We start from the raw sequence: 16054 nt of genomic DNA, 5'->3' as shown, positions 1-16054 counted from the left end.
ATTCCCTGCGAAGAACGGCTACGCGTCGGGGTTCTTAAACAACAGGCACGCGTTGACGCCGCCGAATCCGAAGGAATTCGACAAGGCGACGGACACCGACGCGGGTCTGGCCTTGTGGGGAATGTAGTCGAGGTCGCATTCGGGATCGGGGTTATCAAGGTTGATGGTGGGAGGCAGCATCCCGTGATGCAGGGCGAGCACGGTGAATACAGCCTCGATGCCACCGGCTGCACCGAGCAGATGCCCCGTCATGGATTTCGTCGAACTCACGGGAATTTGAAATGCGCGGTCCCCGAAGACCTGCTTGATCGCCTTGGTTTCAATGGCGTCCGCCATCGTCGACGTACCGTGAGCGTTGATGTAGCCGACTTGGTCTTTGCGAATCCCGGCGTCCTTGAGGGCCAGTTCCATGCACCTGACGGCACCCTCCCCCCCTTCGGACGGCGCAGTAATATGATAGGCATCGCTGTTCATGCCGTATCCAATGAGCTCGGCATAGATGCGGGCGCCGCGACGCCTCGCGTGTTCGAGCTCTTCCAAAACCAGCACGCCGGCCCCTTCACCCAGGACGAACCCGTCGCGGTCTTTGTCGAACGGACGGCTGGCCTTGGTGGGTTCGGCATTGCGGAACGAAAGCGCCTTGGAGGCGGCAAATCCCGCCACCCCGAGCGTCGTAATCGCCGCCTCGGCCCCCCCTGCGATCATCACGTCGGCATCGCCCCGCTGAATCAACCTGAATGCATCGCCGATGCAGTGATTACCCGTCGCACAAGCGGTCACCGCGCAGGAGTTCGGCCCCTTCGCCCCGAGCCGAATCGCCACCTGACCCGACGCCAAATTGATGATCGTCATGGGAATGAAAAAGGGAGACACGCGACCGGGCCCCTTGTCTTTGAGCACGGTATGATAGTGCTCGATTGAGCCGAGGCCGCCGATACCGGACCCAATATACACGCCGACCTTGGTCGCTTCCTCCGGCGCGACTTTCAGTCCCGCATCGTCCACCGCCAACTGCGCGGCCCCGACCGCATAGTGGATGAACGCATCCATCTTCTTGATTTCTTTCTTTTCGATGAACTGGGCGGGATCGAAATCCTTCACTTCGCCTGCGATCTGAGCGTCGTACCCGGTGGGATCGAATTTCGTAATGCGGCCGATTCCGGATTGACCGGCGCACAACGCCTTCCAGACCTTTTCCACCCCGGTACCCAGCGGCGTCACCAACCCCAATCCGGTGACGACGATGCGCCTGATTGATCGCTCGACCATGACTGCCCCTGCTTAGGCTTTTTCCTTGATGTAGTCCAATGCCTTGCCGACCGTCAGAATTTTTTCCGCGTCTTCATCGGGGATCTCAATGCCGAATTCTTCCTCCAGCGCCATCACCAACTCGACCGTGTCGAGAGAATCGGCGCCAAGATCCTCTACGAAGCTCGCTTCGCTCGTCACTTCGTCTTCTTCGACTCCCAGCTGTTCGGCGATAATTTTCTTGACCCGTTCGTCTACCGTTGCCATGGCTGTCCCACCCTCCTTCTATACTATACTGTGAACTCACGTCCGCTGCCGGCCGAAACCGCCGCGACAACGTCCCGTCAACCCCAATGATCCGGCGCCTCGACGACGATTCGATCCCGCCTCGGCACGGGTTATGACATCAACATTCCTCCGTTCACGTGCAGCACGTGACCGGTAATATACGCCGCTTCCTCCGATACCAGAAACCGGACGGCCGCGGCAATGTCCTGCGGGGTCCCCAACCGACCGAGAGGAATCTGTTTCTGCAGGGTCTCCTTCACCTCGGTCGATAATCCCTGAGTCATCGCCGTGTCGATGAATCCCGGCGCCACCGCATTGACGGTGACGTTGCGGCTTGCATACTCACGGGCGACCGTCTTGCTGAATCCGATCACCGCCGCTTTCGAGGCGGCATAATTGGCCTGTCCGACGTTTCCCATAGCGCCGACGATCGACGCGATATTGACGATGCGACCATAACGCTGTTTGGTCATCGGCTGCAAGACCGCCTTCGTGCAATTGAACGTTCCGGTCAAATTGACCTGGAGGACCAGGTTCCAATCCTCTTCCTTCATGCGCAGCAATAAACCGTCGCGCGTGATTCCGGCATTGTTGACCAGGATATCGATCTTTCCCCACTCCTTGAGTACGTGATCGGCCATCGCCTTCGCGTCGTTGGCGTCCGCGACATTTACCTTCACGTTGAGCGCTTTCCGCCCCGCCTGCTCGACTGCCGAAACCGTCTCTTTTGACCGGGCCGGATCGAGATCCGCCACCACGATATCCGCACCCGCTTTCGCCAACGATTCCGCAATGGCCCGCCCGATTCCCTGGGCTGCGCCGGTTACGATCGCCACCCGACCTTCCAACGATGCCATGCCGCTCCTTTCAATTCTACAGAGGCAGGGAAAGACTCTTTCCCCGGCGATCCCGGGTCATCTCAAGGCCGCAATCGCGGCTTCCAACGACTTGGGATCATTGACGTTCATCGTCGCCACCTCCGGCACGATGCGCTTGATCAGTCCGGTCAGCACGGCCCCGGGGCCGACTTCAACGAACGTCGTGACGCCCATTGCGGCCATCGTCCGGACCGAATCTTCCCACAGCACCGACGACGGAAGCTGTCGGACGAGGGATGGAGCGATCTCCGCCGCGCGTTTCAACGATTTGGCTTCCGCATTCGTAATCACAGGAACTTCCAGGTCCGACCAGGAGACCGCGGCAAGATCCTTGGCCAGCCGATCGGCGGCCGATTGCATCAACGGCGTATGGACCGGGACGCTGACGGGCAAGGGGATGGCCTTTTTACAGCCTTTTGTTTTCGCGATTTCGATGGCGCGTTCCACGGCTGCTTTTTGACCGGCGATGACGACTTGACCGGGAGAATTGAAGTTGGCGGCTTGAACCACACCCGCCGAAGCGGCTTCGCGGCACACGTCACTGACGGCATCCGCGCTCAATCCCAACAGGGCGGCGACCGAGCCGGTGCCGGGCGTCACGGCTTCCGACATATACCGGCCTCGTTTCTGAACAATGCGGACTGCGTCTCCGAACGAAAGCCCCCCGGCCGCCACCAGCGCGGAATATTCGCCTAGGCTGTGACCGGCTACGGCGACCGGCTTGATGGCCGCCGGTTCGAGCGCCCGAAGCGCGGCGATGCTGCTGACCAACAATGCCGGCTGGGTATACTCGGTCAGATTTAGGCGTTCGGCGGGCCCTTCGAAACACAAGGCCGCGACGTCGTATCCCAGCACCGAGGAGGCCTCGTCATAGACCTGTTTCAGCGCGGGCTGAGCCTCATACAGTGCCTTTCCCATCCCGACGGACTGGGACCCTTGGCCCGGAAAAATCAATCCGATTCCTGCAGTCATAGAGGGCTAGATATCTAAGAAATCCCTTGGAATGTCAACGGGAAAAGTTCCCCGCCGCGCACACGAGCTTTCCCTCCGTGAGCCGCGCCGGAGGCGAACAGGGGGCTACCATCGTATGAGGGCCGAGGCCCAAGTCAGCCCCGCGCCGAACGCGCCCAGCATCACCAGCGATCCCTCTTTGATCCGACCTTGCCGAACCGCTTCATCGAGCGCGATGGGAATCGAGGCCGCCGACGTATTGCCGTAACGATCCAGATTCAACATGATCTTCTCGAGTGGAAGGCCCAAACGCTCGGCGACCGCTTTTAAGATGCGGATGTTGGCCTGATGAGGCACGTACAAATCGATGTCCTCAACCGTAAGATTGTTCGATGCCAACGTTTCGCGGGCGATTTCTTCCAACATGCGCACCGCAACCTTGAACGTCTCATTACCCTTCATCTTGACGCAGTTCATTTTCTCCGCGATGACTTTCTCGGACAGCGGAAGCCGGGATCCTCCGGCCGGCACGGCGATCAATTCATGCAGTCCGCCGTCGGAGCGGAGATGAGTCGACAGAATCCCTGCATCGCCTTGGACACCACTGACCACCGCCGCACCCGCCCCGTCGCCGAACAGGATACAGGTATTGCGGTCGCTCCAGTCGAGGATGGCCGACATGACCTCGGAGCCGATCACCAGCACATGCCGCATACCGGTCCGCACGTACGCATCCGCAACGGACAGGGCATACACGAACCCGCAACAGGCGGCGGAGAGATCACAGGCCGCTGCGCGCACGGCTCCGAGCCGATGCTGAACCAAGCACGCCGTGGCGGGAAGAGGATAATCGCCGGTGCAGGTGGCCAGAAGGATGAGGTCGAGATCCTCGGCACGAACGCCGGCGGCACGAAGGGCTTGCTCCGCCGCCCTCACCGCCAAGTCCGAGCAGGCCTCGCCCGATGCCGCGACGCGCCGTTCACGGATGCCGGTGCGTTCGATGATCCATTCATCCGAGGTAGCCACCATGGCTTCGAGATCGCGGTTGGTCAGGACCTTCGGCGGAGCATAGGACCCGGTACCGGTAATGCGCGCCCTCATGTCGACGGCTCCTCCGGCAGCCGGCTTTGGGCCAGACTTTCTTCGATGTCCCGCTGGATCAATTCATCGACCCGGCTCTCGGCCAATCCTTTTGCGCGCCGAATGGCGTTCTTGATCGCTTTGGCGGATGAACGGCCGTGACAAATCATCGTGATGCCGTTGACGCCCAGAAGCGGCGCGCCGCCGAATTCGGCGTAATCGATCCGGCGCTTCAGATTTCGGAGCGGCGAGGCGATCAGCGGATAGGCGAGCCGCCCGAGCAGCGACCCGGAGATTTCCTTGAATAGGAGTTTTTTGATCGTCTCGGCCACGCCCTCGGAAATTTTGAGGGCGACGTTTCCGATAAATCCGTCGCACACGACGACGTCCGCGTTCCCGCTATAGACGTCTCGTCCCTCAACGTTCCCGACGAAGTTCAGGGCGCTCCCTTTCAGGATCTTGAACGCCTCCTTCGTCACTTCATTGCCCTTGCTGTCCTCTTCGCCGATGCTGAGAAGCCCGACCCGGGGGTTCGGCTTGCGAAACAGGTGTTTGCCGTATTCGTTGCCCATGATGGCAAATTGAGTCAAGTGCTGGGCGGTGCAATCGACATTGGCACCGACGTCCAGCAGGATGGCTTCCCCTGTCAGAGTCGGCAAACTCGTAGCGATCGCCGGACGTTCGACCCCCTTGGTCAAGCCCAGCACGAAAAACGAAGCCACCATGCTGGCCCCGGTATTGCCGGGGCTGACGACGGCGTCGGCTTCGCCGTTCTTGACCAACTCCGTCGCGATCCAGATCGAGGAATCGCGCTTCTTCCTGGCCACGGTGGCCGGCGATTCGTGCATCTCGACGACCTGGGGCGCGTGTTTGATGGATAGGCGGGGATCGGTAGAGCCCAGCCGGCGGCATTCGTCGGCCAGAACCTTCTCGTCACCGACGAGTACGACATCTACGTCGAAATCCTGCGCGGCGGACAGGGCGCCCTCGATACAGGGGGCGGGACCGTGGTCTCCCCCCATCGCATCGAGCGCAATTTTCATCCGCGATGGTGTGGTCACTCGTGCTTGAAGATTCGGTTGATCAGCCGCGACACTGGAGGCGTTCGTCATCGGCCCTGGAAGCTTATAGCAGAAGCCCGGACGACACAACAGGGGACTCGAAGCAGGCCATTCCGCATCTCAATTTGACCTGTTTCGCGTACCAGGCTCCGCCTCGGCGCGGGCACTCTGATGAATCCATCGGCTCGCGCCAGCGGTGCGTCCGGGCCACCAGACGCGCGCCGGCTTTGCCATCCGTCCTAGACTTCTTCGACCTGGATGACGGCCTTGCCCTTATATGTTCCGCAATTGAGGCAGGTGTAATGCGGCAGCTTGAGTTCGTGGCATTGAGGGCACACGGACATGCCCGGAGGCGTGACCCGCAGCTTCTGCGTGCGCCGCTTGTCACGTCGGGCTCGGGAATGTTTATGTTTCGGATTCGGCATGGTTATTCCTCCAAGCGGTCGATACCGGCCGGTGATCCGCCGGGTGTCGCCCGATTATTTCATGTTCCGGATGACCCTGAATGCCGTCGGGACCGGCTCCGCCGGACACTGACAGGGTCCTTCATTCAAATCCTGGCCGCAACGCGGGCACAAACCGGCACACTCTTCGCGGCAGATCGGCTGCATGGGCGCGGCCAGGATCACGTGTTCGCGAAGCATCGGGGCCAAGTCCAGGTGATCGCCCTGATAAAAATATCGATCGTCATCCTCAGCCTCTTCCTCCGCGACAGGCTCACCTTTTCCATGCACAGGCTTGCCTTTACGGACATCGGAGGTCCGGGTCTGGCGCCCGCCTGGGTGAGGATCCTTCGTGGCTTCTTTACCCTCACGTGCATATGCCGCATGGACGGAAAATGCCAGTGCGTCGTCGTATTCCCGTAGACAGCGGACGCACTGCCGGACCGCCGTGCCTTCTACGACCCCTGTGACGGCGATCATGTCGTCCGCCTTCATGAGATCAAGGCTCACCGACAGCGGAGCGCGAATCACGGCGTCCCGTTCCGTCAACCCCAGTTCGTCGGCCGTCACTTCTCCGACCAGCGAGAGGTTCTCGGCGGTGATTTCCGCGATCAGCGGTGTGAGCAGTCCCATCGCCGCACCAGCCAGCATGACAACCGTACTATCGCTCTTCGGCGAAACTGATCAAGGCAATATGACGGGCGCGTTTCACCGCGGTCGTCAATTCACGCTGATGTCCCAAACAGTTGCCGGAGATGCGGCGCGGGACGATACGTCCGCGCTCGGTCAGAAAATTGCGCAGGAGACCGACGTCCTTGAAATCAATCGGTCCTTTTTCCACGCAGAAACGGCATGGGCGCCGGCGCTGGAAAAACCGCCCGCCTCCGTCACCCCGACCACCACCGCTGCCACCTCGTTCTCGTTCCATCGCTGCTCTCCTTCGCGATCACCGCTTATTGCGGGTCTTCGTATTCGTAGGCCGGTTCCTCATGATGACCGGCGGGATCGCTTCCGCCGCCGCCACCGCCCGTATCGCCTCGTTTGGGCATGAACGTCACGGTCTGTGCGACAACCTCGTGTTTGCTCCGCTTTTGCCCGTCTTCGGTTTCCCAGCGTCGATGCTGCAGCCGGCCCTCCACGATGACGCCGTTTCCTTTGCTCAAATACTGTCCGCAATGCTCGGCCTGTTTACCGAACACCACGATATCCACGAAGCAGACCTCTTCTTTGAGATCTTCCCCCTGCTTATACCGGCGGCTGACCGCCAACCCCAACGTCGCCACCGGCGTACCGTTGGGCGTATAGCGCAGCTCCGGATTGCGCGTGAGATTGCCGAGAAGGATGACTTTGTTAAACCCTGCCACCGGCAAATTCCTCCGATGGCGCCTCGGCGGCCCGACGCGGCACGAGTTCCTTCTCGAGGTGAACCGTCAGAAACTTGATGATGTTGTCTTCGAGCCGATAGGCTCGCTCCAGTTCGGCGACGGTATTATTGGGCGCTTTGAAATAAAAGTAGACGTACGTGCCCTTCCGTTCCCGTCGGACTTCGTACGCGAGTTTCTTTCGACCCCAATTCTCGGCTTTGATGAACTGTACGCCAGTCTTGTCGGCGACCGCTTTCATCTTTTCGATGAGCGCGTTCGTTTCCTCATCGGTCACGGACGGACGGATAATGAACAGAGACTCGTAGAGCTCCATGCGGACATCCTCCTGGACAAGGCCCCGGATCACGTCCGGAGCGAGGTGTAGGTGCGCCTTTAGCCAGGCGCAAAGAGGGTGCACCCTAACACAAGGATGAAAATGCTGTCAAACCTTGAAGGTATCCACGTACTTCGAGACATCCGGCTGTTGATCGAGATTCCCTTATGGCGACACCGGGTCCGACGACATCGAACCTCCAGGAGCCGGAAATTCCACGAATACGGCGCTGAGTATCCCAACGACGGCGGTCAGTACTATCGCGGCGACCATGATCGCCATTGCATAGCCGAGAGACCGCTCGGGCGGAGACTTCATGAGGACTGGCAGCCCCAAAGAAAATAGATAGAGCGTATAGCATCCCGCCAACAGCCCCAAGATGCCCAACGCGGGCACGAGATGAAAGATCCCGCCGACCCAGGAAGCCGTCGCGCCATACGCCGCGACCTTCAATGCCTGCATTCGATCTCTCTTGCCACCGAAAGTCGGCGCCAGCGCATCGATGATCAGAGCGAGCACATACACAGCTGCCAATCCCAATCCGTAGCCGACCATCACCTGGGGAACCAAGGTTGGAAGCGGTATCCGCACGGTTCCAATGGAGGGGATCTCTAGGCCGATGAGGGACATGCCGATCAGCATCGCAACTGGCCCGATTGCGGCCAGCGGCATGATGTATCCGGTGTAGAGCACCTGTGCGGAGATCTGCTCCGGTTCGATCACCGGCCATTCGGCCTCAGGCTGACACACGATGTTTTTTGCTCGCTCGACCAGATTCATCGTACGCGCGGAAGCTACCATGCACCCACACATATAGCAAAAATGGGAGCATGGCACGCTGCCAATCATGCATTGCTCTTTCACGCTTTCTTATGACCCCTCATCAACATTCTGTTCTCCATCACTCATGACGCACGCGTGAGTCCGCATACAAATCGCCGTTGCCATCGGCCTCACCGCATGATTGACATCGGGCATCTTCATTTGTAACCATTGGATACTTCCAATCGAGCACGCTTGTGATGGATCGCCATATCGCCTACGTGCAGATCCCATGTTTTGGGATTGCCCTCGCCCAAGCCACTGACCCAGTGCTGCGGAACCGTCCTGTCGTGCTGGCCCCTCTTCATACTCCACGCGCCTTGGTCCTTGAAGCCTCTCGCGAAGCGATGCAGGAAGGCGTGAGGCCCGGCATCCCAATCGAGTTGGCCCGGCGTCTCTGTCCAAACCTACGGCTCATTCCGCCGGACTTGCCGTCAATGCGGGCGGCTCATCGCTCCGTGCAACGAACCGTTCTGCCGTTCGCGCCGGCGTGGGAATCGATCGGACTCGGAGCCCTGTTCCTGGATCTCACCGGAACGGCTCGCTGCTTCGGCCCTCCCATCGATACGGTTTCCCGCCTCGGGCGGGCATTGACCCGGCAGCAAGGATTACAGACTGTCATCGGACTGGCAGGCAGCAAGCTGGTTTCGCAGCTGGCGGCGACCTCTCTCACCGCATCACCGCACATACTCTCCATTCAAGCCGGCTCGGAACAATCGTTTCTCGCCCCCTTGCCGGCCGCATGGCTTCCAGGCCTCCAGCATCACGCGCGGCACGTGCGCGCGTCACACATTCTGCAACGGCTGGAAGACTTGAATCTGAAGACCATGGGAGCCGTTTCATCCGTACCGCTGGTTCACCTGCAATCGGCTTTCGGCGCTGCGGCCACGTGGCTGCATGATTGGGCATCGGGAGTCGATCCGTCCCCTGTGCGTTCTCCGGCCGATCAACCGGCAATCGAACAGTCGCTCGGACTGAATCCCGATGAGATCGATGACGACAGGCTGCTGAAACGTTTATATGTCCTCTTGGAGAATCTCTGCGCGACTCTTCGGCAGCAAGGGCGAGTCTGCCGGCGCCTGCAGCTCCTCGTTCGACACAGCGATCACCAGCACCAGCTCGCCCAACAACGGCTTCACCATGCGACCTGTTGGGAGGCCGATCTCCAGCCGGTCCTCAGACGTCTGTTCATCCGGTGCTTCCGGCGACGCGTCCGGCTGCAACACGTCACGCTTCAGGTCGATCAATTGGAGTCTCCGATCGACCAGCTTGAACTGTTCGAAACATGGCCGGCCTCGACGCCGCCGGTGCACCAGCGTCTCTCTCTGGCTGTGGACCGGATCCGCGCCAAGTTCGGCGTGCAAGCCGTTTCTTGGGGTGCGGTCAGGCCATGACGCCTCCTCCGTTCGTTCATCTTCATGTCCATTCGAGTTACTCGCCCATGCGCGGCGTATCTCCCCTCGACGAGTTGTGTGCCGTAACGCAGCAACAAGGCCTCTCCTGTCTGGCATTGACCGATACCAACGGGCTCTACGGTGCCATCCGATTTATTGATCTCGCCCTGCAGCGGGGACTGCGGCCCATTCTCGGCGCCGAACTGACGACCGCCGGCCACCGCGCCGTGCTGCTGGTCAAAACACCGGAGGGCTATGCCAATCTCTGTCGTCTATTGTCCGAACGGCACGGCGATCGGCCATTCGATGTTCTTTCCGCCGTGGCCCGCCATCGCCAGGGCTTGATCATTTTCACCGACGACGAGGCGGCCCTTTCCGCGTGGGCTACGCAATCCACTCGCGATCTCTATGTGGAATTGACGCCCGGTCCCGCCATGTACGGAACGTTGCAGTTCAGCCGCCGCAGCGGGCTGCCGCCGGTCGCCACCAACCGGGTGTATTTTGCACGCCCGGACGCCTACGGCACACACCGTCTGCTGCGCGCGGTCGCCCTCAACACCACGCTGTCGCGATTGCCAGCCGAAGCCTGCTGCGGACCGTCTCAATGGCTGATGCCGCCTGCTCGGATGGCCTTGCACTTCCCCCATGCGCCGGCGGCGCTGGACAATACGGTCCGGATCGCCGAGTCCTGTCACAGCAAGTGGGCCGTTCACGACGTCGCCGCGCCTTCCTTCGGAAGCCTCAAGGACGACGAGGCATTCGACACCCTTCGCCTGCGCACCTATGCGGGTGCGTCCGAACGATATGGCGCGCTCTCGCCGGAGATCCGGGAGCGCATTGAAAAAGAGCTCGGGATCATCCGGCAGAAACGCTTCGCTCGTTATTTTCTGGTGGTGCACGAACTCGTCGGAACATCCGAAACGTGCGGCCGCGGCTCGGTGGCGGCGTCAATCGTGTCCTACTGCCTGAAGATCACGCACGTGGACCCGCTCAAGCACAATCTGTTCTTCGAGCGGTTTTTGAATCCGGGCCGCACCGATCCACCCGATATCGACATCGATTTTCCTTGGGATGAACGCGAGGCGGTATTCGAGACAATCTTCACGCAGTACGCCGGGCGGGCGGCAATGGTCGCAAACCAAAACCATCTCGGCCTCCGCGCCGCCATCCGCGAAACCGCGAAAGTCTACGGCATGCCGGCCGGGGACATTTCGACCGTAACCTCCCGCATCATTCGTGAACAGACCTTCGTTGATGCCCCAACCGGCGCGCAGTGGCTCCGTGCGATCGTAACGGCCCTCGGCCTGAATGCCCCGTGGCCTGAAATTTTGAGGCAGGCACTGCGGGCACAGAATCATTTCCGCCATCTCTCCCTGCACTGCGGAGGCGTGGTGATCACGCCCGATGACGTCAGACGGTATGTGCCCATCGAACGGACGGTCAAAAACCGGCCGGTTATTCAATGGGAAAAAGATCAGGCGGAAGAAGCGGGTCTGGTCAAAATCGACATCCTGGGGAACCGTTCGCTGGCCGTCATCCGCGATGCGCTGGAGGCCGTCGCGCGTCATACGGGCCGCCACATCGACTACGCGGCCTGGGATCCCTTGCACGACCGGGCCACGCAAGATCTCATCAAACGAGGCGATACGATCGGGTGCTTCTACATCGAATCGCCGGCCACGAGGCTGCTATTGAAAAAACTCTGGCTCGGCATGCCGCCGGACCGGCAGCCGACCCCCGACGTGTTCGACTACCTGGTCATCGTGTCGTCGCTCGTCAGACCGGCCGCCATCACCTTCGTCCATGAATTTGTCCGACGCGCCCACGGAGAACCCTACGAACCGTTGCACCGGCTGATCGAACCCATCCTGCGCGAGACGTTCGGCATCATGGTGTACCAGGAGGACGTCACGAAGGTGGCGATGGCTCTGGCCGGGTTTTCCGTGGAAGATGCGGATCACCTCCGCAAGATCATCAGCAAAAAGCACAAGCGGCGGCAATTGCAAGACTATTATCGGCAATTTTGCTTTGGCGCGGCGGGCAACGGAGCCTCGCCGGAAGTGGTCGGGAAGATTTGGGCGATGATCATGAGCTTCGCCGGCTACAGCTTCTGCAAACCTCACTCAGCCAGCTATGCGCAGGTCTCATTCAAGTCAGCCTATCTTCGTGCCCATTATCCGGCGGAATTCATGGCGGCCGTCATCAGTAATCACGGCGGGTTCTATTCGACGCTCGCGTATCTTTCCGAGGCACGCCGAATGGGATTGGCGATCCTCCTTCCGGATGTGAATGCCAGCGACTGGGCCTACCGGGGAGAAGGTGAGCGGCTGCGCATGGGGCTGATGCAGGTCAAGACACTGCCGGAAGAGTTCTGCGTCCGAATCGTCAAGGAGCGGACGGCTCACGGTCCGTATCGCTCCTTTCGGGATTTTCTCCAGCGCATCAACCCCGACACGGAGCAGGCTCGAGCGCTCGTTCGCGCAGGCTGCTGCGATTCCATCGCCGGCGAATTGACCCGTCCGGCCCTGCTCTGGCGGCTCTACGCGGGCACTTCCGAGCCCGATCCGTTGCCGATACCCGATGACTACGCTCCCAAACAGACATTGGCCCATGAGATCGAATCGTTCGGTTTTTTGGCGACCCGCCATCCTCTGACACAGTATCGGAATCAGATTGAGCGAGTGCGGCCGGTGCCGGCTTCACAAATGGGTCGGTTCATCGGACGCCACATCACCATGGTGGGATGGCTCGTCACGGAAAAGCCGGTAGAAACCAAAGACGGCCTTCCAATGGAATTTATCACTCTGGAAGACACCACCGCCCTCTATGATGCGACCCTGTTTCCGGACGTCTACCGGCGCTGCCATCGACTTCTGTCGTCCAGACGGCCATATGTGGTATGCGGGGTGGTGGAAAGCTCCTTCGGTGCCCTGACCATCACGGTTTCGGACCTACGTTTTCTCGATCGCGTATCGAAAGACGAGTCCTCCCCATCGCTGTCCTCCGAGCCATGGTATGATGGTTTGTGAAACTGCATCCTTTCCAATCCGCCGCTTCGTTCATTCCCCCAAGACTGACTCCTCCCGCTCTCCGGCGTGCGGCGGCCTGCTGCACCGGCTGCGATCTCTATCGGACCGCCACGCAAACAGTCTTCGGAGAGGGACCACGCCATCCCTCAATCGTGTTCGTCGGCGAACAACCGGGCGATCAAGAAGACCGGATGGGACGGCCCTTCGTCGGACCGGCTGGAGCCCTGTTGAATCGGGCCCTGGCCGAAGCGGGCATTGCACGCGACAAGGTGTACGTCACCAATGCCGTCAAACATTTCAAATGGGAACCGCAAGGCAAGAAGCGCAAACACAAGCGGCCGTCGGCCGCCGAAGTGGCTGCATGCCGGCCCTGGCTGCAGGCAGAGGTCTCGGTGTTGAAGCCGCATGCACTCGTTTGCCTCGGTGTCACGGCCGCGCAATCGGTATTCGCCAAGACGGTCCGACTGAGCGAGTTAAGAGGTCGGCCGTGGGATACCGCACTGGCAACCCACGTATTTGTGACGATCCACCCCTCGGCGATTCTCCGATATCCGGACGCAGCCGCGCGCAGTGAAGCATTTGGTCGCTTGGTCGAGGATCTTCGACGCATCGGACGATTCGTACGCAACCAGGCAGCCTAGCCCATGTCAACCGGAGCCATAGACGGGCTTTTCACAACTCGAGAGCGCAACGCTGCGCCTTGTCTTGAGGGCCGAACTAACTGTTGGTGAACCGGGGTGCGAATCCTACCTGCCGGTCTTGAACCAATAAATCAGTTCGAAGAGGTGGAAGTCGCCTCCACGTGAATGAGAACCGTAGAGGGTCGCGTCGGAGTAGTGCTGAAAATGATACCCGAGTCCAAGCGGTCCGAGGAAGCGGCTGGTCACGCCAAAGGTCCAGACAAATTGAAATGCACCGCCGAAATTCTGCACGCCATACTTGTGATCGGTAAGCAATGCGCCACCGATACCCATGTCAAAGGACAACAGTCCGTCCTTCCTGCCGATCAGGACATCCAACGGCACCAATGTAAAAATTCCATTGGTCTCTTGGGCCGCATTGAGCACTCCGCCTGAAGTCAGCAGTTTAGTCCCCAGAACCCAGTCCGTCCCGAGATCCCGCTCCCAGGGAAGTCGCGCTGTAAGCACGAGATCGGCCTGCCGAAAGTAATACTTCTGCTCCTCTTCGAGGGGCGAGATGCCGCTGAACCCCCCTCTCACCGCCAACGATTCGAGCCTGAACTCGCCGGCCCATCCAAGCGAACCGACCCCGACGATCCAGAGCCAGACGACACACGCATATCGCAGCTTCCCGCGCCCCCGGGCCTGACGCACGTGATGCCTCTCTATGATCCGTGATTTCGAGGAAAGGAATCGATGTCGGGCATGTTGATCGAGAAACCGCCTAGACGTTGAATCGGAAGTAGACGATATCCGCCTCTTTGATCACGTAGTCTTTGCCTTCGAGACGAAAGAGTCCCTTTTCTTTGACCTTGGCCTCCGATCCATGTGCCAACAGATCGTCGTAGGTATACACTTCGGCGCGGATGAATCCCCGCTCCATGTCCGAATGGATCTTTCCAGCGGCCTGCGGCGCTTTGGTATTCTTGACGATCGGCCAGGCGCGGGACTCGATTTCACCGGCCGTAAAGAACGTGATGAGATTGAGCAACGCATAGGCCTCACGCGTGAGGCGCACGAGGCCGGATTCGCTCAAGCCCATCTCCTTCAGGAAGTCGGCCCGCTCAGCCTCGGCCAGCGACGAGACCTCCGCCTCAAATTGTCCACAGATCCTGACTACTCGCGCCCCGCGTCGTGCGGCAAATTCTCGTACCGCTTCGACCCTTGCCTCGTCGGCCTGTTGTCCTTCCGATACGTTGGCCACGAACAAGACCGGCTTTGCCGAAAGAAGCTGGCATTCGTCCAGCAATGCGCGCTCCTCCGGTTGATAGGCCAGGTTACCGAGCCATTCCCCCTTATCGAGCATTCCGATCAAACGTGCGAGAAAGTCCATCTCGAAGGCCGCTTTTTTATCACCGGCCCGCACTTTTTTTTCCGTCTTCTGCTTGCGCCGGTCCAGGGCCTCCAAATCGGCCAGCATCAACTCGGTCTCGATGACGCCAATGTCGCGGAGCGGATCGACCCGACCGGCTACGTGCACGACGTCGGAGTCAGAAAAGCAGCGCACGACGTGCAGCAACGCGTCGACTTCCCGGATATGCCCAAGAAATTGATTCCCAAGCCCCTCTCCCTTGCTTGCCCCCTCGACGAGCCCGGCGATGTCACGGACTTCGAGGGTGCTGTACGTCGTCTTTTTCGACTTGAAGATGTCGGTCAGCGTGAGAAGACGAGGGTCCGGCACCAGTGCGATGCCCGTGTTGGGATCGACTGTGGCAAACGGGTAATTGGCCGCAAGGGCGCCGCTTCCAGTCAATGCATTGAACACGGTGGTCTTGCCGACGTTCGGCAATCCGATCATTCCGCAACAAAGTCCCATGCTTCACCCTATTTCCGTTACCGGTCAAGAGACCGGCGCCTGACCCTCGACTCATCCACAGTTCACGTACACTGAGCGTTCATTCTTCAATTGCACTTTGATGATCGCGCACATTGAACCGGTTCATCGCCGCCTCGGCGCCCCGGTGAATCACACATTCCAGCGCATCGACGGCGCGCTCCAAACACGGCTCAAACACATCCAACTCTTCCTGCGTCACCGGCTCCAATACATAGTCCGCCGAATCCTGCCGGGGAGCGGGTCGGCCGATCCCGATCTTGATCCTGACGAACTCCGAAGTGCCCAGGGCTTCGACGACCGACTTGATGCCGTTATGTCCGCCATGGCCTCCGGCCCGTTTGATCCGAAGACGTCCCGGTTCCAGATCAAGGTCGTCATGAATGAGAAAGAGATCGTCTGCGGTAAGCTGAAAGTGGCGGAGGAGGCCCTTGAGCGGCGGACCCGTCACGTTCATGAAGTCGAGGGTGCCGGCAAGCTCGATGAGTTCCGAGCCAAGCCGTCCCGACCCTCGCTGAGCCGTCCCGCGCCTGGAGAGACGGATCCCCCATCGGGCAGCGGCCCGTTCCAGCACCCATATGCCGGCATTGTGACGGGTATGGGCGTACGAGGCACCGGGGTTGCCCAACCCAACGATGAGGCGCAACG

General features: G+C 60.1%; 18 protein-coding genes. 3 read left to right on the top strand and 15 right to left on the bottom strand.

Annotation, left to right across the window (positions count from 1 at the left end):
- Positions 1 to 18 precede the first annotated feature (18 nt).
- From fabF to NSJP_RS08045, 12 genes are all read right to left on the bottom strand, one after another.
- Complete coding sequence (gene fabF / locus NSJP_RS08100; RefSeq protein WP_080886409.1) at positions 19 to 1269, bottom strand: beta-ketoacyl-ACP synthase II; 1251 nt, start codon at positions 1267 to 1269, stop codon at positions 19 to 21.
- 12 nt (positions 1270 to 1281) lie between these two features.
- Positions 1282 to 1515: an acyl carrier protein gene (acpP, locus tag NSJP_RS08095; protein ID WP_080886408.1), complete on the bottom strand. Its 234-nt coding sequence runs from the start codon at positions 1513 to 1515 to the stop codon at positions 1282 to 1284.
- Positions 1516 to 1646: 131 nt separating this feature from the next.
- On the bottom strand, positions 1647 to 2393 hold the full coding sequence (gene fabG, locus NSJP_RS08090; RefSeq protein ID WP_080886407.1) for a 3-oxoacyl-[acyl-carrier-protein] reductase: 747 nt from the start codon (positions 2391 to 2393) through the stop codon (positions 1647 to 1649).
- A 57-nt stretch (positions 2394 to 2450) separates the two neighbouring features.
- On the bottom strand, positions 2451 to 3386 hold the full coding sequence (gene fabD / locus NSJP_RS08085; RefSeq protein WP_080886406.1) for an ACP S-malonyltransferase: 936 nt from the start codon (positions 3384 to 3386) through the stop codon (positions 2451 to 2453).
- Between the two features lie 105 nt (positions 3387 to 3491).
- Positions 3492 to 4466: a beta-ketoacyl-ACP synthase III gene (locus NSJP_RS08080; RefSeq protein WP_080886405.1), complete on the bottom strand. Its 975-nt coding sequence runs from the start codon at positions 4464 to 4466 to the stop codon at positions 3492 to 3494.
- Positions 4463 to 5488 carry a phosphate acyltransferase PlsX gene (gene plsX, locus NSJP_RS08075; RefSeq protein ID WP_080886404.1) on the bottom strand — a complete coding sequence of 342 codons (1026 nt, stop codon included), beginning with the start codon at positions 5486 to 5488 and terminating at the stop codon, positions 4463 to 4465. Before plsX ends, NSJP_RS08080 begins: the two co-directional genes overlap by 4 nt.
- 257 nt (positions 5489 to 5745) lie before the next feature.
- Positions 5746 to 5931, bottom strand: a complete 186-nt coding sequence (rpmF, locus tag NSJP_RS08070; protein ID WP_080886403.1) for a 50S ribosomal protein L32 — start codon at positions 5929 to 5931, stop codon at positions 5746 to 5748.
- 54 nt (positions 5932 to 5985) lie between these two features.
- Positions 5986 to 6600 carry a YceD family protein gene (locus tag NSJP_RS08065; protein WP_080886402.1) on the bottom strand — a complete coding sequence of 205 codons (615 nt, stop codon included), beginning with the start codon at positions 6598 to 6600 and terminating at the stop codon, positions 5986 to 5988.
- A gap of 10 nt (positions 6601 to 6610) precedes the next feature.
- Positions 6611 to 6877: a 30S ribosomal protein S18 gene (gene rpsR, locus NSJP_RS08060; protein ID WP_080886401.1), complete on the bottom strand. Its 267-nt coding sequence runs from the start codon at positions 6875 to 6877 to the stop codon at positions 6611 to 6613.
- 25 nt (positions 6878 to 6902) lie between these two features.
- Complete coding sequence (locus NSJP_RS08055) at positions 6903 to 7313, bottom strand: single-stranded DNA-binding protein (RefSeq protein WP_080886400.1); 411 nt, start codon at positions 7311 to 7313, stop codon at positions 6903 to 6905.
- Entirely contained in the window at positions 7300 to 7647 is a 348-nt protein-coding gene (gene rpsF / locus NSJP_RS08050) for a 30S ribosomal protein S6 (protein ID WP_080886399.1), read from the bottom strand. Before rpsF ends, NSJP_RS08055 begins: the two co-directional genes overlap by 14 nt.
- 165 nt (positions 7648 to 7812) lie before the next feature.
- A complete protein-coding gene (locus NSJP_RS08045; RefSeq protein WP_080888538.1) occupies positions 7813 to 8448 on the bottom strand; it encodes a Yip1 family protein in 636 nt (211 codons plus the stop codon).
- Positions 8449 to 8669: 221 nt separating this feature from the next.
- On the opposite strand from NSJP_RS08045, the gene NSJP_RS08040 reads away from it, so the two are divergent.
- Genes NSJP_RS08040 through NSJP_RS08030 form a run of 3 tightly spaced genes read left to right on the top strand, consistent with a single transcriptional unit; the run spans position 8670 to position 13533 of the window.
- Positions 8670 to 9863 carry a DNA polymerase Y family protein gene (locus NSJP_RS08040; RefSeq protein ID WP_080886398.1) on the top strand — a complete coding sequence of 398 codons (1194 nt, stop codon included), beginning with the start codon at positions 8670 to 8672 and terminating at the stop codon, positions 9861 to 9863.
- A complete protein-coding gene (locus NSJP_RS08035) occupies positions 9860 to 12892 on the top strand; it encodes a DNA polymerase III subunit alpha (protein WP_080886397.1) in 3033 nt (1010 codons plus the stop codon). The genes NSJP_RS08040 and NSJP_RS08035 overlap by 4 nt, the downstream gene beginning before the upstream one ends.
- Positions 12889 to 13533, top strand: a complete 645-nt coding sequence (locus NSJP_RS08030) for a UdgX family uracil-DNA binding protein (RefSeq protein ID WP_080886396.1) — start codon at positions 12889 to 12891, stop codon at positions 13531 to 13533. The genes NSJP_RS08035 and NSJP_RS08030 overlap by 4 nt, the downstream gene beginning before the upstream one ends.
- A gap of 105 nt (positions 13534 to 13638) precedes the next feature.
- Here NSJP_RS08030 and NSJP_RS08025 read toward each other — a convergent pair whose 3' ends face one another.
- From NSJP_RS08025 to pth, 3 genes are all read right to left on the bottom strand, one after another.
- Entirely contained in the window at positions 13639 to 14226 is a 588-nt protein-coding gene (locus tag NSJP_RS08025; protein ID WP_172834232.1) for an acyloxyacyl hydrolase, read from the bottom strand.
- A 70-nt stretch (positions 14227 to 14296) separates the two neighbouring features.
- A complete protein-coding gene (gene ychF / locus NSJP_RS08020; protein ID WP_080886394.1) occupies positions 14297 to 15388 on the bottom strand; it encodes a redox-regulated ATPase YchF in 1092 nt (363 codons plus the stop codon).
- 79 nt (positions 15389 to 15467) lie between these two features.
- The gene (pth, locus tag NSJP_RS08015) at positions 15468 to 16052 is read right to left on the bottom strand and encodes an aminoacyl-tRNA hydrolase (RefSeq protein ID WP_080886393.1); all 585 of its coding nucleotides are present in this window, start codon (positions 16050 to 16052) and stop codon (positions 15468 to 15470) included.
- Positions 16053 to 16054: the final 2 nt, after the last annotated feature.

Source organism: Nitrospira japonica (assembly GCF_900169565.1).
In the GTDB taxonomy this organism is placed as follows: domain Bacteria; phylum Nitrospirota; class Nitrospiria; order Nitrospirales; family Nitrospiraceae; genus Nitrospira_C; species Nitrospira_C japonica_A.
Note: the sequence above shows the minus strand (reverse complement) of the source record. Positions and strands in the feature narration are given on the sequence as shown.